Origin of the sequence: Alcaligenes sp. DN25, assembly GCF_023674485.1 — a bacterium.
In the GTDB taxonomy this organism is placed as follows: domain Bacteria; phylum Pseudomonadota; class Gammaproteobacteria; order Burkholderiales; family Burkholderiaceae_B; genus Alcaligenes; species Alcaligenes phenolicus.
The window spans coordinates 1,890,560-1,910,394 of record NZ_CP098408.1; the positions used below are offsets into that span (position 1 = coordinate 1,890,560).

19 protein-coding genes are annotated in these 19,835 nt (G+C 56.3%); 12 read left to right on the forward strand and 7 right to left on the reverse strand.

From position 1 onward, the window contains the following. Positions 1-51 precede the first annotated feature (51 nt). Positions 52-924, reverse strand: a complete 873-nt coding sequence (locus NBV64_RS08735) for a LysR family transcriptional regulator (protein WP_009454570.1) — start codon at positions 922-924, stop codon at positions 52-54. Positions 925-1,067: 143 nt separating this feature from the next. Here NBV64_RS08735 and NBV64_RS08740 point away from each other — a divergent pair, with 143 nt between their 5' ends. From NBV64_RS08740 to NBV64_RS08785, 10 genes are all read left to right on the forward strand, one after another. Then, positions 1,068-2,243, forward strand: coding sequence for a muconate/chloromuconate family cycloisomerase (locus NBV64_RS08740; protein ID WP_250757109.1), 1,176 nt, complete (start codon positions 1,068-1,070; stop codon positions 2,241-2,243). Positions 2,244-2,311: 68 nt separating this feature from the next. Continuing rightward, on the forward strand, positions 2,312-3,247 hold the full coding sequence (gene catA, locus NBV64_RS08745; protein WP_250757110.1) for a catechol 1,2-dioxygenase: 936 nt from the start codon (positions 2,312-2,314) through the stop codon (positions 3,245-3,247). Positions 3,248-3,372: 125 nt separating this feature from the next. Beyond that, positions 3,373-4,068: a 3-oxoacid CoA-transferase subunit A gene (locus tag NBV64_RS08750; protein ID WP_009454565.1), complete on the forward strand. Its 696-nt coding sequence runs from the start codon at positions 3,373-3,375 to the stop codon at positions 4,066-4,068. Beyond that, complete coding sequence (locus NBV64_RS08755) at positions 4,065-4,763, forward strand: 3-oxoacid CoA-transferase subunit B (protein WP_009454563.1); 699 nt, start codon at positions 4,065-4,067, stop codon at positions 4,761-4,763. The genes NBV64_RS08750 and NBV64_RS08755 overlap by 4 nt, the downstream gene beginning before the upstream one ends. Next, complete coding sequence (gene pcaD / locus NBV64_RS08760) at positions 4,760-5,563, forward strand: 3-oxoadipate enol-lactonase (protein WP_009454561.1); 804 nt, start codon at positions 4,760-4,762, stop codon at positions 5,561-5,563. The genes NBV64_RS08755 and pcaD overlap by 4 nt, the downstream gene beginning before the upstream one ends. A gap of 33 nt (positions 5,564-5,596) precedes the next feature. Next, the gene (gene catC / locus NBV64_RS08765) at positions 5,597-5,872 is read left to right on the forward strand and encodes a muconolactone Delta-isomerase (protein WP_009454559.1); all 276 of its coding nucleotides are present in this window, start codon (positions 5,597-5,599) and stop codon (positions 5,870-5,872) included. Positions 5,873-5,969: 97 nt separating this feature from the next. Beyond that, complete coding sequence (locus NBV64_RS08770; protein ID WP_060185891.1) at positions 5,970-7,133, forward strand: benzoate/H(+) symporter BenE family transporter; 1,164 nt, start codon at positions 5,970-5,972, stop codon at positions 7,131-7,133. 17 nt (positions 7,134-7,150) lie between these two features. Continuing rightward, the gene (locus NBV64_RS08775; RefSeq protein WP_250757111.1) at positions 7,151-8,413 is read left to right on the forward strand and encodes a GTPase; all 1,263 of its coding nucleotides are present in this window, start codon (positions 7,151-7,153) and stop codon (positions 8,411-8,413) included. Further along, positions 8,413-9,954, forward strand: a complete 1,542-nt coding sequence (locus tag NBV64_RS08780) for a GTPase (protein ID WP_250757112.1) — start codon at positions 8,413-8,415, stop codon at positions 9,952-9,954. The genes NBV64_RS08775 and NBV64_RS08780 overlap by 1 nt, the downstream gene beginning before the upstream one ends. A 269-nt stretch (positions 9,955-10,223) precedes the next feature. Further along, positions 10,224-11,162: a ZIP family metal transporter gene (locus NBV64_RS08785; protein ID WP_060186076.1), complete on the forward strand. Its 939-nt coding sequence runs from the start codon at positions 10,224-10,226 to the stop codon at positions 11,160-11,162. A 43-nt stretch (positions 11,163-11,205) separates the two neighbouring features. Here the strand turns inward: NBV64_RS08785 and NBV64_RS08790 are convergent, their stop codons facing one another. Further along, positions 11,206-11,352, reverse strand: a complete 147-nt coding sequence (locus tag NBV64_RS08790; protein WP_250757113.1) for a hypothetical protein — start codon at positions 11,350-11,352, stop codon at positions 11,206-11,208. 209 nt (positions 11,353-11,561) lie between these two features. On the opposite strand from NBV64_RS08790, the gene NBV64_RS08795 reads away from it, so the two are divergent. Together NBV64_RS08795 and NBV64_RS08800 are read left to right on the forward strand one after the other, a co-directional pair. Next, entirely contained in the window at positions 11,562-12,176 is a 615-nt protein-coding gene (locus NBV64_RS08795; protein WP_060186075.1) for an ATP-binding cassette domain-containing protein, read from the forward strand. Positions 12,177-12,375: 199 nt separating this feature from the next. Further along, positions 12,376-13,485, forward strand: a complete 1,110-nt coding sequence (locus NBV64_RS08800; RefSeq protein ID WP_009454546.1) for a histone deacetylase-like amidohydrolase — start codon at positions 12,376-12,378, stop codon at positions 13,483-13,485. A gap of 46 nt (positions 13,486-13,531) precedes the next feature. Here NBV64_RS08800 and NBV64_RS08805 read toward each other — a convergent pair whose 3' ends face one another. From NBV64_RS08805 to NBV64_RS08825, 5 genes are all read right to left on the reverse strand, one after another. Next, a complete protein-coding gene (locus NBV64_RS08805; protein ID WP_035267935.1) occupies positions 13,532-14,467 on the reverse strand; it encodes a helix-turn-helix domain-containing protein in 936 nt (311 codons plus the stop codon). Positions 14,468-14,699: 232 nt separating this feature from the next. Further along, positions 14,700-15,311, reverse strand: a complete 612-nt coding sequence (locus tag NBV64_RS08810) for a superoxide dismutase (protein WP_250757114.1) — start codon at positions 15,309-15,311, stop codon at positions 14,700-14,702. A 53-nt stretch (positions 15,312-15,364) separates the two neighbouring features. Further along, positions 15,365-15,844 carry a DUF2753 family protein gene (locus NBV64_RS08815; protein WP_021446677.1) on the reverse strand — a complete coding sequence of 160 codons (480 nt, stop codon included), beginning with the start codon at positions 15,842-15,844 and terminating at the stop codon, positions 15,365-15,367. Between the two features lie 302 nt (positions 15,845-16,146). After that, positions 16,147-17,580, reverse strand: coding sequence for a hypothetical protein (locus NBV64_RS08820; RefSeq protein WP_239055540.1), 1,434 nt, complete (start codon positions 17,578-17,580; stop codon positions 16,147-16,149). A 245-nt stretch (positions 17,581-17,825) separates the two neighbouring features. Further along, a complete protein-coding gene (locus tag NBV64_RS08825; protein ID WP_250757115.1) occupies positions 17,826-19,748 on the reverse strand; it encodes a DUF8189 domain-containing protein in 1,923 nt (640 codons plus the stop codon). Positions 19,749-19,835 lie beyond the last annotated feature (87 nt).

A 19,835-nucleotide genomic window follows, 5' to 3' on the forward strand; every position in this document is an offset into this window, starting at 1 on the left:
GTCAATCCGGGAACAAAGAGGAAGGGGGGTGTTAGTGACGACAGTCAGACCTTACATTTCAGCGACCAAACCCTTGATCGCCTCGATATACCAAGCCTGATCGTTCATCCTGTGCGTCAAGATAATCGGTGAAGTCGCCTGCGGTTCTTCGATCAAGCGGTAGTGCAGATCGTTGCGCAGACGAGCCGAGGTTGGGATCAAGCACAATCCAGAATCGGCAGCCACCAATCCCAAGGCCGCTTGAATTTCCCCGGCCTCATAAACTTCGGCCGGGCGCACGCTGTGATCGTGCAGCAGGTGCAGAACATGGTCCGCGAAGCTGGGTCTGGGTTCTTTGGGATACACAATCAGCTTCTGGCCTTGCACTTTTTTCAGGCTCAAAGGCTTGTCTGAATCGGCCAGATCCGAGCTGGGGGGAATGGCCAGGGCCAGTTGTTCTTCCCGCAACACCGTTCTTTGTACGGACGCATCATTCAGTCGTATTCGCCCAAAACCCACATCAATCCGTCCTGACTTCAAGGCTTCCAGCTGCTGCATGGAGGTGAGCTCTACCGTTTGCATATCCACTTCTGGATACTGATGGCGCAGCTTGCGCATCAAAGCGGGCAGGCCGCCGTACAGGGTAGAAGCCACAAAGCCTATCGACAGAGTTTGTCGTTGGTGCAGTCCGATTTGCCGTGTCGTATGCACCAGTTGATCGACCCGGCTCAAGATCTGCAAGGCCTGCTCATAAAATACCCGTCCGGCTTCGGTCAGCCGCAAGGGGCGGTTATTGCGCAGCAGCAGTGTGACGCCCAGCTCCTCTTCCAGCAATTGGATCTGTCGGCTAAGCGGGGGCTGGGCCATGTGCAGGCGCTCCGAAGCCCGTGTGAAGTTGCGGGTTTCGGCAACGGCCACAAAATATTTTAGCTGACGTAGATCCATAAGGGAAAACCATACCTAGGCTGAATTGATGGTGTTTAGTTTCTTGATTTTTAATATTTATATCAGAAACTATACTCTAAAGGTATAGAACTAGACCTATTTAGTCTTGGAAATAACGGGCCTGCTTCGTGTTCAATCAAGGCATGGAACACACGCGATCTTCTCAACTATTAGCAGCTCCAGCCCTGATCGAAAGGGTGGAGACTTTGCTGCTGGATCTGCCTACGATCCGTCCTCATCAATTGGCGATGACGACCATGCAAGGCCAGACTTTGATGCTGGTGCGCTTGTACTGTTCGGACGGTACGGTGGGTGTAGGCGAGGGCACGACCATTGGTGGTCTGGCCTACGGTGCCGAGTCGCCCGAAGGTATGAAGCTGGCCATCGACACCTACTTCACTCCCTTGCTGCTGGGCGCCAATGCCAGCGCCGTGCCGGCTTTGATGGCTCGCTTGAACACGGCGATTCAGGATAACCGTTTTGCCAAGAGTGCGGTAGAAACCGCGCTGTTTGATGCCCTGGGCAAGCGCACCGGTCTGCCGGTTTCGCACCTGCTGGGTGGCCGCATGCGCGACAGCCTGCCTGTTGCCTGGACACTGGCCTCGGGTGACACCGCCAAGGATATTGATGAAGCCGAGCGCATGCTGGCGCAGGCTCGTCACCGTATTTTCAAACTCAAGATTGGTCGCCGCCCGGTAAAGGACGATGTGGCGCATGTAGCGACTATCAAGAAAGCGATGGGTGATCGCGCCGATGTTCGCGTAGATGTGAACATGGCCTGGAGCCCCTTGCAGGCTCAGTATGGTATGGCTGGCCTTGTCGATGCCGGGTGCTCGCTGGTGGAGCAGCCAGTGCGTCGTGCTGATGCTCTGGCCGATCTGAAAGGTCGTTTCCCGATTGCCTTGATGGCCGATGAATCCCTGACCGGCCCGGCCTCTGCGTTTGCGCTGGCCCGTGATGGCGCCGCCGACGTGTTCGCGATCAAGATTGAACAGTCCGGTGGTTTGCGTGCAGGTTTGCAAGTAGCAGCGATTGCCGAAGCCGCCGGTATTGAGTTGTATGGTGGCACCATGCTGGAAGGCGCGATCGGCACGATTGCCGCAGCCCATGTGTTTGCCACAGTGAACCAATTGCAGTGGGGCACGGAACTGTTCGGGCCCTTGCTCTTGACCGAGGAAATCCTGGCAGAGCCACTGAATTACAGCAATTTTGAATTACAGATACCTCAAGGGCCGGGTTTGGGTATCGTACTGGACGAGGATCGTGTCCAGTATTTCCGCCGCGACAGGACACAAGTCAGTGTTGGCTCGGCTGCCTAGGCGCAATAAGAAGCCAGTCGTAGCGGCTTTGCTTGGAACACTTTTTTCAGGATATTAGGAGACACAGAATGAGCGTTAAAATTTTTGACACCCCCGATGTACAAGACTTCCTGCGTTTGGCCTCTGGCCTGGATCAGCCCGGTGGCAATCCACGCGTCAAGCAGATCATGTACCGCATCATCAGCGATCTGTTCAAGACCATTGAAGATCTGGAAATCACCAACGACGAGTACTGGGCAGCCGTGGCTTACCTGAACCGTCTGGGTACGGCCAGCGAAGCCGGTTTGCTTTCTCCCGGTCTGGGCTTTGACCGTTTCCTGGACATGCGCATGGACGCCATGGACAAGGAACTGGGTCTGGACAACGGTACGCCACGCACCATTGAAGGTCCTTTGTACGTGTCGGGCGCTCCTGTGGCGCAAGGTTTTGTTCGCCTGGATGACGGTTCCGATACCGCTGGCGAAACCCTGATCATGCACGGCGTCGTGGCTGGTGCGGACGGCAAGCCTCTTGCGGGTGCTCAGGTTGAAGTCTGGCATGCCAATACCAAAGGCTTTTACTCGCACTTTGACCCCACCGGCGAGCAACAGCCCTTCAATATGCGCCGCACCATCATTACCGATGAAAACGGTCGCTACAAGTTCCAGAGCATTGTGCCCAAGGGCTACGGCTGTCCTCCGGATGGTCCTACCCAAGGCCTGCTGAACGAGCTGGGCCGCCACGGTAACCGTCCTGCGCACATTCACTTCTTTGTGACGGCTCCTGGCCACCGCAAGCTGACCACGCAGATCAATATCGACGGCGATCCGCTGGTGTACGACGACTTCGCCTACGCTACTCGCGATGGTCTGGTGCCACCGCTGACCGAGCACACGGATCCTGCCCGCATCGCTGCCGAAAACCTGGATGGTCCTTTTGCAGAGATCGTGTTTGATATTTCCTTGACCCCCTTGGTCGATGGCAAGGACAACCAGATCGTGAATCGTCCACGTCTGGCTGCCTAAGTCTTGCTTCAGTCCAGGGCCTGTGTTTGCCAAGTCAAACCAGGCCCTGGGCTGACTTGTTTTTGCTGTGCCTGACGTAAGGGCTGAGCCCATCCGTAGCGTCAGTGCTTTATACGGAGAACGGAGTGATCGATAAACAGGTAAGCAGTGTTGCACAGGCTTTGCATGATGTGCAGGACGGCGCCACGATTCTGGTCGGTGGTTTTGGAACGGCTGGCATACCCACAGAGTTGATCGACGGTCTGATCGAGCAAGGTGCTCGCGACCTGACTATCGTCAACAACAATGCGGGTAATGGCGATGTGGGGCTGGCGGCTTTGCTTAAAACAGGCCGGGTTCGCAAAATTATTTGCAGCTTCCCCCGTCAGGCTGATTCCTGGGTATTTGATGACTTGTATCGCAGCGGCAAGATCGAGCTGGAGTTGGTGCCTCAAGGCAATCTGGCCGAACGATTGCGCGCCGCCGGTGCGGGTATCGGTGGCTTTTTCTGCCCGACAGGCTATGGCACAGAACTGGCCAAGGGCAAGGAAACACGTTTGATCAATGGTCGCTGGCATGTCTATGAAGAACCCATTCATGGAGATGTCGCCCTGATCAAGGCCGAGCGGGGGGACCGTTGGGGGAATTTGACCTACCGCATGGCGGCGCGCAACTTTGGTCCGGTCATGGCGACCGCAGCTCGTACCACCATTGCCAGTGTGTTTGAGCTGGCGGAACTGGGTCAACTGGACCCCGAAACCATTGTGACGCCCGGCATTCATGTGCGTCGCGTCGTGGTGGTGCCACGCAGTCGCACAGAAGCAGGTGGGTTCAAGGCATGAACGGACAGAGCATGAAGGGGGACAGCATGACGCTCAATTATCAGCGCCGCAGTAAAGACGAATTGGCGCAGCGCGTCGCCCAGGACATCCATGACGGCGCCTATGTGAATCTGGGTATTGGCATGCCAACTCTGGTAGCCAACCATTTGCCCGCTGGTGTGGAAGTGGTACTGCATAGCGAGAACGGTATCCTGGGCATGGGCCCGGCACCGGCCGCCGGGCAGGAAGATTACGATTTGATCAATGCGGGCAAGCAAGCGGTGACGCTGCTGCCCGGTGGCGCGTTTTTCCATCATGCCGACAGCTTTGGCATGATGCGTGGCGGCCATCTGGATATTTGTGTGCTGGGCGCTTTCCAAGTGTCGGCAACCGGCGATCTGGCCAACTGGAGCACGGGTGAGCCCGGCGCGATTCCCGCCGTAGGCGGTGCCATGGATCTGGCCATTGGTGCCAAGCAAACCTGGGTCATGATGGACGTGCTGACCAAGCAAGGCGTCAGCAAGCTGGTTGAACAATGCAGCTACCCCTTGACCGGCCTGGCTTGCGTGAAGCGCGTATATACCGATTTGGCCACCCTGGCTTGCACGCCAGAAGGTTTGCAGCTGATTGATCTGGTGCCTGGTTTGACGCATGAAGCGCTGGAAGAAATGATTGGTTTGCCCATTGCCGCGGCAAAGCAGGGAGAGGGCCAATGACGGTCAGCCCCAGCGCCTTGAATACCGAGCGGGGCATGTTCCGCGTCAGCGTGGAAGGTGATCCGCTGGCCCCGGCCCTGATTCTGAGCAACTCCCTGGGCACCACGCAAGAGATGTGGGACCCGCAGGTGGCAGGTTTCGCCCAGTCCTATCGTCTGATCCGTTATGACACCCGTGGTCATGGCGGCAGTCCGGTCACGCCTGGCCCATACCGCTTCAAGGATTTGGGGCGTGATGTGCTGGCGATTCTGGATGCGCTGGATATTGAGCGGGCTGCGTTTTGTGGTCTGTCCATGGGCGGTCATACCGGCTTGTGGTTGGGGGTGAATGCCCCGGAGCGTTTGAATGCGCTGATCGTGTGTAATAGCGCTGCCAAGATTGGTACCGCTCAAGCCTGGCAGGAACGCGCCGAAGCCTTGCGTCAAGGCGGCGCCGCTCAGATGCGTACTTTGGCGGATTCGGCGCCTTCGCGCTGGTTTGGTGAAGCCTTTATCCAGCAATCGCCGGAGCTGGTAAAAGCGATGCAGGATAGTTTGGCCAAGCTGGACCCGCTGGGTTACGCCGCCTGCTGCGATGCCTTGGCCGAGTCGGATCTGCGTGATCAGATCAGCCGTATTTCGGCACCGACCCTGCTGGTCGCTGGCCAATGGGACCCGGTCACCACGGTGGCCGATGCCCAGGCCATGCAAGCCAATATTCCTGGCTCCAAAGTGGCGGTCGTACCGGCCTCGCATCTGTCCAATCTGGAAGCGCCCGAAGCCTTCGAGCGCGCCGTATTGAATTTTTTAGCCCAGGCCTGAGTGCCCGAGCGCTTGTTTTTAGAAAGGAACACCATGCTTTATCTGGTTCACATGATTGTTGATATCCCTGACTCCCTGCCAGCCGAAGAGGCTGCCCGTATCAAGGCTGAAGAAAAAGCCTACTCGCAGGATCTGCAACGCTCGGGCAAGTGGCCGCATATCTGGCGCGTGGTGGGTCAGTACGCCAACTACAGCGTATTCGATGTCGAGAGCAATGAAGAGCTGCACAATCTGCTCAGCGCCTTGCCCTTGTTCCCTTACATGCAGATTTCCGTGACTCCCTTGGCGACGCACCCGTCGGCTATTTAAGTTACGCAGCAGTAAAAAACTCAGGCTGCGATCCCAGCGCAGCCTGAGCACCGAGTAAAGTTGAGAATTCAAACAAAAAGACTGGGGAGACAAAACGATGGGATTGAAAAGTGGATCGGCGTCGGTCTGGGTGGCCGGATTTTTGTCGGTGTTGATCGCCTATGCCGGTCCTTTGCTGATCTTTATTCAGGCCGCACAAGTGGGCCGAATTGCAGACGCGGAGTTGATCTCCTGGATTTGGGCGATTTCCATAGGCGCTGGTTTGAGCGGTTTGCTCCTGAGCGCGTATTTGAAGCTGCCCATCATTACAGCCTGGTCCGCACCGGGAACGGCTTTGCTGCTGACTCTGTTTCCAGGCATCACCATGCCTGAAGTGGTGGGGGCGTATCTTAGCGCTGCCTTGATTATCGTCGTCATTGGTCTGACAGGCGGTTTTGAAAAGATTCTTTCCTTCATCCCCAAGGGCATTGCTGCGGGCATGATGGCCGGTATTTTGCTTCAGTTCGGTATGGCGGCGTTCAAGTCCAGCAGCGACATGCCCGCCATCGTATTGGTGATGTTGGCGGTGTACTTGCTGGGCAAGCGTTTTTTGCCGCGTTACGCGATTGTGCTGGTGGCCTTGTCCGGATTTGTGATGGCCATGGCCAGCGGGCAAGTGCATATGGAAGCGTTCCAGCTGGAGCTGGCCAGTCCGGTGTGGGTCAGCCCCGAATTCAATATCGCGACCTTGTTGAGCCTGACCTTGCCCTTGGTGCTGGTCAGTTTGACGGGGCAGTATCTGCCCGGCATGGCGGTCTTGCAGTTGGCGGGTTACCCCACGCCATCGCGCCCCGTGTTGGCTGGCACCGGTTTGGCCTCGATGTTGGTGGCCTGTTTTGGGGGCATCACCATTGTGCTGTCGTCCATTACCGCCGCTTTGTGTACGGGCAAGGATGCCCATCCTGATCCCGACAAGCGCTATGTGGCTGGTATTGCCAATGGCGTGTTTTATCTCTTGGGCGGCACCTTTGCCGGCTCGATTGTGTATTTGTTTACGGCTTTGCCCGCCTCCTTGATTGCAGCCCTGGCGGGTCTGGCGTTGATAGGGGCCATTGTGGCCAATGTGCGGGTGATGGTCAGTGAAAGCGGCTATATCGAGCCGTCTGTCATCACATTTTTAACCACCGCATCAGGTATGAGCTTGTTTGGACTGGGCGCTGCATTTTGGGGCGTGGTGTTTGGCTTGGTGGCTTATCGCCTGCTTGGGTCCAAACATAAGTGAAACAAAAGGAAGAGACTATGAATCAGTTGGCACTATCCCTTGATCAAGTATTGGAGCCTGTGTTGGCCGTGTTGCCACAGCGCCGCTGGGATCTGGATCGTTTGCGCGTTCTCTTGCAATTGAACGTGCCGCCAACGGTGACCGTAGTCGGTAAATACAATCACGGCAAAAGTCGTCTGCTCAATGAGTTGATGGGCAGTGATGTTTTCAATGTGGCTGATCGCCGTGAAACGGTCGCATTGGCCGAGCATGTGCATGAAGGGGTGCGCTGGCTGGATGCGCCCGGTCTGTACGCAGACGTGGCCTTGCAGGACGATGCTCTGGCACGTGAAGCCATGGGTTTGCAGGCGGATATTCGTCTGTTCGTCCACGCGGCCAAAGAGGGCGAGCTGGACGCGCTGGAAAGCAATTTGCTGCAAGAGCTGGCCGCAGACCATCAGCGTTCGCAGCGTCAGAACCTGATGGTCATCAGCCAGATTGACCAGTTGGCCGATGACGAGCAGCATGAAAAAGTGCTGGGCGCGATTGCGCAACAGTGTGCCGGTGTGACACTGCACCCCGTGTCCAGCACCCGCTATCGCCAGGGCCGTGATGGGGGCAAGCAGCGCATGCTGGAGAAAAGCGGAATTCCCGCTTTGCAGGCTTCTTTGGAAGCGGCCTTGAAACGTGTGCCGCAAGCCCGCGAGTTCGAGCGTGAAGCCTTGCTGACCGAACTGACGCAAGAACTGAACGCCTTGCAGCAAACGCAAGAGCAAAGCCTGCATAGCCTGCAGCAGACGCAAAAGCAGCAGCACATTGATTTTGTGGACGGTCTGCGCACGATTCTGGAAGGTATCGAGAAGGATCTGGAGCCGGTGGTCAATGCCCCCGGCGTGGATCATTCCCTGGTGCCGGATACCTTCGAGTTTGGTTTCAAGATGACGGCAGGCAAGCAAGAGCGTGCCCGTTTGCAGATTGCCTATTCGCGTGCGTGTATTGCGATCAATGGGCATCTGGTGGAATACGGTGCCGTAGGCTTGCCAGCGGCTCAACGTACCTCGGTGCGCAGCATGGATACCGTCATGATTGCGGTGATGGGTGTGTCGGTGAAGTACCGAGATGATCTGCGTCGTATTTTCTGCGAGCAGGCGGGTCGCGACAAGCTGGTTCAGGATTTCACCCATTATTTTGAAGTCTCGGATGGCCGTGTTGCTTTGGAGAAGCAGATCGAGGCGACTGAAAATCAGCTTGAGCAAACGCGTCAGGCTTTGGAAGGTCTGTCCACATTGGAGCATGCGTAATGTCGGTGGAAAGCACGTTTATCAAGGCGGTTGCGCAGCTCAATCCTGCCAGTCAGGATATGCAGCCCGCTATTGCCAAGATGGAGCAGTGGCTGGCGGATTTGGGCCAGACGACCGTGGCGCAAGCCTTGTCCTGCACGGCTTTGGCCGAGCAGGGGACATTGGCGCACAGTGCTCGACAACTGAATCAGCAGCTGCAGGAACAAAAAGAGGCCTGGGCGGCTTCCTGGTCTGCATTGGCACCGGCGCAGGAGTTGGCGGATCGTTTCCGCGATCGCATCATGTTGCTGGTGTTTGGCTCCTTTAATGCCGGTAAAAGCTCCTTGTGTAATTTCCTGGCGGACCGCTTTCGTCGTCAGGGTCATAGCGTGGATTTCTTCCGTCTGGCCGATGGGCAGATGCAGCCCATGCCTGAAGGTTTCCAGGAAGGGGCAACAGAAACCACGGTTGCCTTGCAAGGGGTGTGTCTGGGCGAGAAGCTGGTGTTGCTGGATACCCCCGGCTTGCACTCGGCCAATGCGCATAACGCTGCTTTGACACAGCAGTTTCTGGAAAGCACGGATGCGCTCTTGTGGTTGAGCAGTTCCAGCGCACCGGGGCAAGTACAGGAGTTGGGCGATTTGCTGGTGGAATTGCGCCGCAACAAGCCCTTGCTGCCGGTGATTACCCGCAGCGATCGCATCGAGGAAGATGAGATCGACGACGAGATTGTCAAAGTGCTTTGCAACAAGACGGCCGATAACCGCCAGTTGCAGGAAGAGGACGTGATGACGCGGGCAGCGCAGGCCCTGAACCATTGGGGCTTGGGCAGTGACTTGCTCAAACCGGCCTTGTCCCTGTCCGTGCATATGGCGCGCAGTCAGCAGGATGAAGAGCAGGGCTTGGAGCAGGCGGGCTTCGAGCGCTTGTATCTGGCGGTGCAGAACCTGTTGAAGCCTGCCTTGGCATACAAGCAGCGTAAACCTGCCGAGCTGCAATTGCACCATATAGAAGAAGTGATTCTGAGTCCCTTGACGCAAACGCTGGAGCAGGCCGCTACCCAATTGCGTCAGCGTATTGAAGAGCAAACGCTGGTACTGCAAGGAGCCGTGCAAGCTCTGACAGAAGGCACCTGGCGGCGAGTGGTGCCCCAATTGCCCGAAGTACTGGAAAAACATGCCGCCCAGCAAGATGTTGCCGCTGTGCGTACCGAACTTGGCCAGAACTTGAGCGAGGCGTTTGCGGAGTTAAGCCAGACTATCCTGGCGAATTTCCAGTTGATGCAGCCAGACGTGCCGACACTGAATCTGCCTGCGCATATTGGCTATGAAGTGTTCCAGGAGCAGGGGGAAGGGCAAGCGCCGTTGATCGACTACAACCGTCTGTACATGAGCTTGAGTGATGGGGTGATGAATAGTGCCCAGGAGCTGGCGGAACAAGTCGTGAAGCAGGCTGAGCAAAGTCTGGAACAGCTCCAGCAAGAGCTGATTCAATTGGAAAATGCTGTGGCTGAACAGGCCCAGGCTTTGGAGGCAATCAAGCATCAATTGCATACTGCCTGAGCTAGTATTCATTCGGTTTTGCATCGCCATGCAAAGCGCAGATATCAGGCTGGATGGCTGTCAAACCCCAAGCTGATTTCATGGATTGTGGCTTATTTGTTGAAATACTAATGAGAATTGTTATCATTTCGATATTTATGTTTTAAATCGAAGATGAAGTCGCTATGATGGTTTGTACAGCATCCATGCCTTTGCAAGAGCCGTTTTACGGCTCTTTGCGTCTGTATCAGGCAAACCTGGATTGCGTAATTTTCTGGGGGCGCACGGCTATGAAACCGAAAACAAGCCACTACTTTTCACCCAATAAGGGAAGCTCGCCTCACTGGCGCCAACACCTGCGCCTGTGGGTTGGACTCATCATCTCCATGGGGGGCGTCTGGGCGCTCTGTCATCAGTTCTGGCTGTACGCACAAGATCACCCGGTGGTCTTGCAGGCCCTGGTGGGCGGCTCCATCGCGGCACTGGCCACAGCACTGGGCACCGTGCCCGTCATGTTTTCTCAAACCATGTCGCAGCGTACGCAAGATACGCTGTATGGCTTTGGGGCGGGGGTGATGCTGGCCGCTTGTGCTTTCTCGCTGGTTCTGCCGGGCCTGGAAGCGGCACAGAACCAGCAAGTGTTTGGCGGTGGTGCCTGGGGCGCGGGCTCCGCCGTGGGCCTGTCCATCTTGTTGGGGGCTGCAGCCTTGATGCTGCTTGATCGCATCCTGCCGCACGAACACTTCATCAAAGGGCGTGAAGGTCCTGGCAGTACGACGTCCACCAAGCTGCGCCGTACCTGGCTGTTTGTGATCGCCATTACGCTGCACAACTTCCCGGAAGGTCTGGCCATTGGCGTGGGCTATGTGGGCAATGAAGGGGTGCGTGCCAATGCGTTGGCTACGGGTATTGCCATTCAGGACGTGCCTGAAGGTTTGGTGGTGGCACTGGCCTTGTTGGCTGCTGGTTATAGCCGTACCTTCTCGGTAGTTTTGGGTATGGCCAGTGGTCTGGTTGAGCCGGTTGGGGCCGTGCTGGGTGCGGTGGCCGTCAGCAGCTCGCTGGTGCTTCTGCCTTTTGGTCTGGGCTTTGCAGCGGGTGCCATGCTGTTTGTGATCAGCCACGAGATCATTCCCGAATCGCACCGGCAAGGACATGAAACCTTTGCAACCGGCGGTTTGATGATCGGTTTTGTCTTGATGATGTTGCTGGATACGGCCTTGGGATAAGCAAGTCCACGCGGAGAAATAGCCTGAACAAGCTTGTCTTGTTTCAGGCTATTTTTTTGGCTTTGGCTTTGGCTTTGGCTTTGGCTTTGGCTTTGGCTTTGGCTTTGGCTTTGGCTTTGGCTTTGGCTTTGGCTTTGGCTTTGGCTTTGGCTTTGGCTTTGGCTTTGGCTTTGGCTGTAGATCCGCGCATGAATGCCTGGCAAGATTGTTCCCGACAAGGTTTTTGCTTTATTTCTGCTGAACCCTGCATGGTCACGGCGCAGCAAGCAGCCCAAACATCAGTTAATAAAGACCTATACTAAGGCGCCTGTTTGGGGCAGCCCCGAACTTATTTTTTTATCTCGCCTCGGCAAAGCATCTTGTATCTGTCCAGGCGCTTCTTTGGCAGTGATTTCCAGCATGCTACGCATAGACAATCTCAGTAAAAACTATGGCGACTACCCCGTTTTCAAGGGGCTGACTCATACATTTAAGCCTGGCTGCGTGGCGCTCTGTGAAGAAGACAGTACCGGCAAATCTACCTTGCTGAACATCATTGCAGGCTTGCTCGAGCCGGACACGGGGGAAGTGTGGATAGATGGGCAGTCGCTAATGAAAACACCCCGACAAGCCCGCGCTCGTATGGCTTATGTACCCGACAACTGCATGCTGTTTCCGTCCCAGACGGGCCGTGAACTGCTGGCGCAAATCGCCGCAGAAAAGAACACCCGCGTGGATGATAATGCGCTGGATTTCGCCTACCGATTAGGGTTGGAGCCACACTTGGATAAGCGCTTCGAGCAGATGTCGACAGGCACGCGCCGCAAGGTTTTTCTGACGGCGGCGGCTTTGGGTGACCCGGCTGTGATTCTTGCCGATGGCCCTAGCAATGGCCTGGATACGCAAGCTCGTGCTGCTTTGGCTGAACAATTCGAGATCTGGTCACAAGACCGTGTTGTGCTGTTCGCTAGCTACGATGCCGAATTGGTTGAGGCTTGTGGAGCAGAAGTAATCAATGTTGCCGAGTTAGTTTAGGTCTTGGGTGTGGCCGCCATCTATAAGTAAATCAGCTTTAAGAAAGAGGCAGAGAACGCTTTGGAAAACAAGCGTCCTCTGCCTCTTTTGCCGTGAGTGTTCCCTGATCAGCCCATAAATTCGGCAATCCTACGGATTCTTTCCGCCGTTCAGATCCCTACTATGGTTCTGCCAAACAAACCAAAAGAAAGGAGACGACATGGCAACAGGATATATTTGGAACACTCTTTACGGCTGGGTAGATACGGGGACGGGCAGTCTTGCCTCGGCCAATCTGGGGGCCCGTTTACAACCGATCAGCCACCACTTGGCCCATCCCGATACGAAGCGCCGCTTTCACGAGCTGGTATGCGCCTCCGGGCAAATTGATCATCTGACCAGCATCCAGGCCAAACCTGCACGCGACAAGGATATTTTGCGTGTGCATACGGCAGAGCATCTGGAAAACATGAAGCGTGTCAGTGCCTTGCCAACCGGCGGCGACACCGGCGACGGCATCACCACCATGGGTAATGGCGGCCTTGAAATTGCCATGCTTTCTGCCGGTGGCGCCATTGAGATGGTCAAGAAAGTGGTCAGTCGTGAAGTCAGTAATGGCTACGCACTGGTAAACCCACCCGGCCACCACGCACCCCGTGCTGGTGCGATGGGTTTTTGCATTTTTAATAACACCTCGGTGGCCGCGGCGTACGCTCGCGAAGAACTGGGCCTGGATCGAGTCGCGATTCTGGATTGGGACGTGCATCACGGTAATGGTACGCAGGATATCTGGTGGAATGACCCTTCGGTTCTGACCATTTCCCTGCACCAGCATCTATGCTTCCCGGCCAATAGCGGTTTCACGACTGAGCGCGGCGAGGGCGAAGGCTTGGGCTACAACCTGAATATCCCATTGCCTCCTGGCGGTGGGAATGCCGCCTACCTCTATGCCATGGAAAAAGTGGTACTGCCTGCGCTGCGCGCCTATAAACCGCAGCTGATTATCGTGGGCTCGGGTTTTGATGCCAGCATGATGGACCCGCTGGCACGCATGATGGTGACGGCTTCCGGTTTCCGTCAGATGGCACGTCAAATTATCGACTGCGCCGAGGAAGTGTGTGAAGGTCGTATCGCTTTTGTGCAGGAAGGGGGGTACAGCCCGCATTACTTGCCATTCTGCGGTCAGGCTGTCATCGAGGAGCTGACCGGTGTACGTACGCTGGCTGATCCTTACGCGGACTTTCTGGGCGGGATGGGCGGCGATACGCTACTGGATGCGGAACGTGCTTGCGTGGACGAAGCCGCAGGCTTGTTGAGCGGTCTACGCTAATACGCTGTGATGTTCATGGTTTGAACGCTACTCCGGACCTTGTCGTTTAATGGCAGAGTCCGGGCACGGCAGCCAGGATAGCACCATGCGCATCCGGCACATACCAGTGATTCAGAGCCGCTTTAACAGCGGCTTCTGTGCGTCTGGTAATGCCCAGCTTGCGCAGCAAGGACGTGACATGCGAATGCACAGTGCGTTCGCTTAAAAACAGACTGGCCGCAATTTCCCGGTCGGTATAGCCCGTTACCAGCCAGCCCAGTACTTGCATTTCCTTGGCACTGAGCGCGGCGGGCAAGGGAGCGGGGACCAGTCGAACCAGAACATCCCCCTTGGGAAAACGCTGTGCTTGCAGTCGATAGCTTCGTTTGCCTTCCAACCAGAACGCTTGCAAGGTTGAGGTCTCCTGGCCCATGAAGGACAAGGCTTTAGCCAGTGCGGGGCTGAATTGGGAGGCATTGGAGAGCATGTCTTCACGCATGATCAGGCCGCCTGCCTGTGGCACCAAATGCAAGACGATGCCGTTTTGCGCGACCATGTTTTGCATGGCCTCTTCCAGCAGGATTTTTGCGCCCAGCGCCAGCGTGCGGACGTGACGATTAAAGCTGCCGGCCTGCTGGGAAGAAAAGTGAATCATCCCCAGATAGGAATCCCCGCGCTGCAGTTCTACCGTCATGCCATCCTGAAAACCGCCACGCAGCAGAGCATCGGTATAGATAGCAGTGCTGCGAAAAGGAGGGTCCATGGTGTCCGAGCACTCGGAAATGGAGGGGGGTAGCAAATCGTGGGGAGAGGCTTGCGCCGTAAATCCGGGTGGATAGATTTGCGGAAAGCCCGTCCCCAAGGCAGAGGCACAGTTCAGGTTATAGCCTTCGCAATGCAATTCCAGATGCGTACGGCTTTGTGGTGCACAGCCCAGAAGCTGCACCGCATCGAAGTGAAACAGGGAACGTAGGGATTGGATACGATCGCAGAGACTCAACATGTGGGGGCCTGGGAATGTGTGTGGTAAGGGCGCTAACAATCAACATAGCGTTTGGTGATGCACAGCGCAATTGGGCCAAACCCAGGCGTGGATACTGGACTGTGTAGAGATGTGCCCCTAAAGCCAAAACCCTCCGAAACTGGAGGGTTGCTTGGAAAGGCAACAAGCTAAAGTGCTTGTTGCTACCTGTCTCCGAGTAAGGCGACAGGGTTTGACGGGGCGTAAAACCGCTTTATTTAACGGCTTTCAGGTATCGTCTCAGCACTTCGGGCCAATTAATCACATTGAAAAAGGCCGCAATGTATTCAGGCCGACGATTCTGATACTTCAGGTAGTAGGCGTGTTCCCACACGTCCAGGCCCAGTATGGGCGTGTTGCCGTGCATCAGCGGGCTGTCCTGATTGCCGGTGCTCTCTACCACCAGCTTCTTTTCCGGGGTGACACTGAGCCAAGCCCAGCCACTACCAAAACGTGAGATCGCCGCTTTGGTAAAGGCATCCTTGAATGTCTCGAAACCGCCCAGATCCCGGTCTATGGCATAAGCCAGATCGTTGGGAAGGGTGCTATCGGCATCGGGCGTCATGACGGTCCAGAACAAGCTGTGGTTGGCATGACCGCCACCATTGTTGCGCACGACATTGCGCAGGGATTCAGGCAAGGTGTCCAGCCCGGCTACCAGCTCATCAATAGGCGGGTAGGGCAAGTTGGCCGCTTCCAGTGCCGCATTCAGATTATTGATATAGGTCTGATGATGTTTGCTGTAGTGAATCTCCATGGTCTGGGTGTCGATATGCGGCTCCAGAGCATGGTAGGCATAAGGCAGGGCAGGTAAGGTGTAAGACAAGACGCACTCCTCGATAAACCCCAGGCCGGTGGCGCCTGGGGGACAGAATGAAACTAATGAGAAAAAGAGCGTTCCTGCGGGCTGACCGCCCCTAAGAACAGGGCAGAGCAGGTAGGGACATGATGGGGGTAGCGTCGCGCATAGCGGGCCAGTTCGGCATAAGTGCGGCGGCTGTGTTGCCAGGCAGCCATGCGCCAGTCGTCTGCCAGACGGGTATTGGCAGCGGCGCAGCACAAGGTTTCATGAGCTGTGCACAGGTGCAGACCCTGTTCGTCACTTTGACCCAGTTGCTCGCAGGCATCGGCCAGATTCAAATGGGCAATGACCCAGGCGGCAATGGTGGCGTCGGCCCCTTCGCAAGAGCCAAACAGCAGCGGTTTCACATACGCACGAGCTTGCTGATAGTGCGTGATGGCATCGGTGTAATTGTGGGATTGAAAGGCCTGGTTGCCCTGTGTGATCAAATTGCGCCAGGAGGCCAGTTCGTCGCGTTGGGTAAGAGCGTGTTGGGACTGTTGGGCGAGTGTCTGCATGCATTGCTCCTGATAAAAGGTAGCGCATCAATAATGAAATTAATGATAATGATTTGCATTTATATTATCAAGGTAATCCCAAAAGCAAATCGTAAGCAGATCAAACGTCAGGCAAAAAAGGAGGGGGAGCACTTCTTAAAGCCAATATCAGTGCGGCTTTGCGGGCAGGGTGAGCGTGCTTAGGTGTATACCCGTAGCGTGAAGACTCTTGCCTCAGATCAAGGCCAGGATGGCCGCCAGGCAAGAAAAAAGGCTGAAAGCCCGGGAGCTTTCAGCCTTGATATCAGCTTGTCTGAATGGTCTTAACGACGTTTTACCGACAGCTCATATTCCATATCCTGGTCGTAACTACCCAAGGACATGGCTTTGACTTCGTATTCGCCCGCTTCCAGCTGGACTTCCAGACGTGCGTTCATGTCGCCGCCGCTATCATCGTCTTCAGCAACGGTTTGACCGTCTTTACGCAGCACCAGGTAGGTATCGAAGATAGGCGAGGTCATGTCAATGACGTAGCTGCCAGGTTGACGTACAGTCAACTGGTAGCTGTCGCTGGTGATGCCTTGCAGCATCAGAGCCTGGCGAGGCTCACCCACACGGATGGTTCCGCCGCCGGCATTGGCAGGGACCTCATCAGCCGAGGCGGACAGGGCAAACAGACCGGCCTGGTTGGAGCCAGAAATCTTCACCTGGTGTTCGCCTGCAGCCAGTACGCCGCGGACGCGTTGTTGGCCGGCTTCATCACCGTATTGGTTGGCACTGGTGGAGTCTACTTCCATCGTGGCCTGGAAGCCCTGGGCGTCCATTTGCACGGTGACCAGTTTGGGTTCGGACAAGGTGAAGCTGTAGGTTTGGGTTTCACCCGTGAACAGACCGGTTTTGCCATCGCCGTCCAGAGTCAGACTGTCGCCGTTTTTCAGCTCGATCTCGCCGGTCATTTCTTCGGGCTTGATCTCCAGCGAGAAGCCGCCCTGGAAGTTTTGTGCGCCCATGGCCGAGCTGGCCTGCACGATGTATTCGCCGGCTTTCAGATAAACCTGCAGACGTGCATCGGTGCCGCCACCGCTGTCATCGTCCGAGGCCAATTCCATGCCGCGACGATCCATCAGCTTCAGATAGGCGTCCATGCTGTTTTGCTCGGCCTTCATGGCCAGGCTGTACAAGCCGTCCTTGTCGATATTCAAGCGGTAACGCTTCTGGCCGCCCAGTGCCCAGTCATGAATGGTCTGGTCTTGAGTCAAAGGCTCGCCGGTGTAGGCTTTCAGGGTATCGACGACGACCTGGAACGGACCGTAGGAACTGGTGTTGAAGCCGCTGACAACCACTTGGTAGGTGTCGTTGAAATCCGCCTTGAAGCCCAGTGTGGTGGCCTGGCCTTTGGTTTCGCTATCGGGGCAGTCTTCGCAGCGCTGGGTACGGGTGACCAGTTCGCCGTTGCGCAGCACGCTGATTTGCGGGCGCAGGGGACCGCTCACGCTGATCTTGATGATCTGGCCGGCTTCAGCCTTCACATCAAACAGGCTGCTGCGTACGCCATCGCTCAGGTTCAAGAAGCTCTTGCTGGTCAATTCGCCGGAGACGGATTGGCCCAATACCAGGGTTTGAGCAGCACCTATGCTGCTGGGGGCGCTGCTGACCGGGCCGCTGGCCGGTACGGGTACGTTTTTGGCGTAATAAATCGCGCCACCGGCGCCGATGACGACGCCCAACAGGGCTGCAAATAAGGTAGTTGGCTTCATGATCTCTGAAGAGTAGCTAAAAGAGTAAGGCACCGATAAGCCGGCAGCCGTTAGCGGGCGATTGTACTGGAGCTGAGAGAGCCAGCGCACACTGTTGCAACAAGATACTACGATATGGCCCTGGATTCCGGGTTTATGGTTGGGGCTTGGATCAATAACTGGATTCGTTTCCTGGCCCGGCTTTGTCTTGAAAGCCCGGTGCATGCCTGCGTACTTTGTTACGTTTTAAGCGGATGCTTCGCTCCTCAAGGCTGCACATAGTCTTGGCTGATGAAGGCAGGGGCCTCGCTAAAGGATTGTCCACCTCCTGGTGGTGGAGCCTGGGTCAATGCTACTTGCACCCATTTGCCGTGACGGCGTTCCAATAATCGATAGCGCTGCTCGGGACCAATCGGACGACTGGCCAGGTAAAGGATGCCGTTTTGTTTGTACAGAACGGGCTGGGACGCGGATTGCTTGTCCACTTCCTGTTCCTGCCCTTGATCAAGTAGCACAATGGCACCACCCGGACTCTTTTGAATCGCCACAACAACCTGTTCTTTTTCGCCCAGGCTAAGAGCGGGCGTGCCTACGTAGTTCAAACCCAGATCTTGCGGATGAGACCAGCGCTGCTGGCTGTCTTGGCTCAGGCGCTGCAAGTGCTGGCTCTGGCGATCGCGCATATACAGCTCAATCTGACCTTGCGCATTCAGGATAGAAGCCAGTCCGCCGCTGATGGGAGGGACCGGAACCGCTTGCCAGGCCTGCCATTTCGAATCATTTTGCTGAGAGGTCTGAAAAAGCTGGCCTTGCAGATTGCTGGCAAAGACATGGGTGCGTCCCTGTTTATCCAGGCTTAGAGTGGCGGGGTAGGCGGGCTGTTCCAGTACAGGGAGGGCTTTCCAGGCACTCCAGCCGTAATCAGGCTGACGGGCGGCGCTCCAGTAAAAGCGGCCATCGGTGCCCATGGCCAAGGCCTGGCTGTCACGGCGGCTGACCATCGGTGTGTGCAGTACGCGTGGGCCGGGTATTTTTTGCCAGGCGAGCCAGTCGTCCTCATCGGGGGCACGGCTGAACCAGACTTGCCCGCTTGCATCGCGTGCAAACAGGCCGGGGCTGCCGTCTGCATACTGGAAGGCGCTCAAGGCATCCGCTGTGCGTCCGCCCAGGGTGGTCCAGCGCTGTTCTTGCACATCCCATTGATTGATGGCGTCGTTTTGTTCACCCGAGACGAAAAAGCTGAGCCTGCCTTCCTTGTCACTTAACAGGCTGGCCGGATAGTCGGCACGGCTGGTGTAGTAACTACGTTGTACCCAGGCGGCGGCAGGACCAGCGGGTTCCTGGCACACAGCGGGGCCTTTGCAGGCGTGTTGATCATGCCAGGCGTAGCGCCGGAAAATCTCGGTTTTGCTGTGAATTTCATTCAAGGTCAGATTGCGGGCCTGTTCTTGAATCGGGTAGTCCACATAGCCAATTTGCGCGTAATTGCCGGGGGCGGCCAGCATGGCTTCCCGAACCAGTCGGGCGCTGGCGATATGGTCCGGGTGCCCGTGTCCGCTACAACGCCAGCACAGCTGGGTGTAAGGCACGGGATTGGTGTCATCCAGATAGCGAACGCTGGTAGGCCGATACAGTCGTATCAAGGCCGCCAGCGTTTGAACCAGTTGCTCGCGGTTCAATGTTTGTTGAGGACTATCCAGTGTTTGTACGGTTTGGCCGGGTACGGATTCTGCACGGCTCAAGGGAGTCAGGCTTCCCCAGCCGGGGCCCAGCCAAGGGTCTTGCAGACGCAAATGACTAAGCTGAATGCCCGGCCTGGCTCGCAAGGTAAATTGCGCGATCGAGGCACTGCCGACCATCAAGCGGGTTTGCTGCCATTCATTGACCAGCCCGGCCATATAGGCATAGGCGGCGCGCACACCTTGCTCGCGGCTATACATATATTCCAGCCCGCCTTTGCGTTCACTGGCGGTCAGATACAGAACCTGCATGCAGCCACCTGCCTGGATATTGCTGGACAGGTCCGGGTTCATGAACAGCAGATCGTCATCCATATGGCCCACGACGACCAGATCTCGGCTGCCGTGACAAGCGTCGGCGGCCTGGGCAGAAAACGACAAGAGCAAAGCACACAGTCCGCCAAGCAGCCTGTGTTTCAGGGAAGGACCAGCCGAAAAGGCGAGATACATGAGGATGAGAGCGCGGAAAAAACAAGGATCAGAACGATCCGTCCCGCGTTGCTTGCAGAGGGTGCAAACAACGTGCCTGCTTAGTAT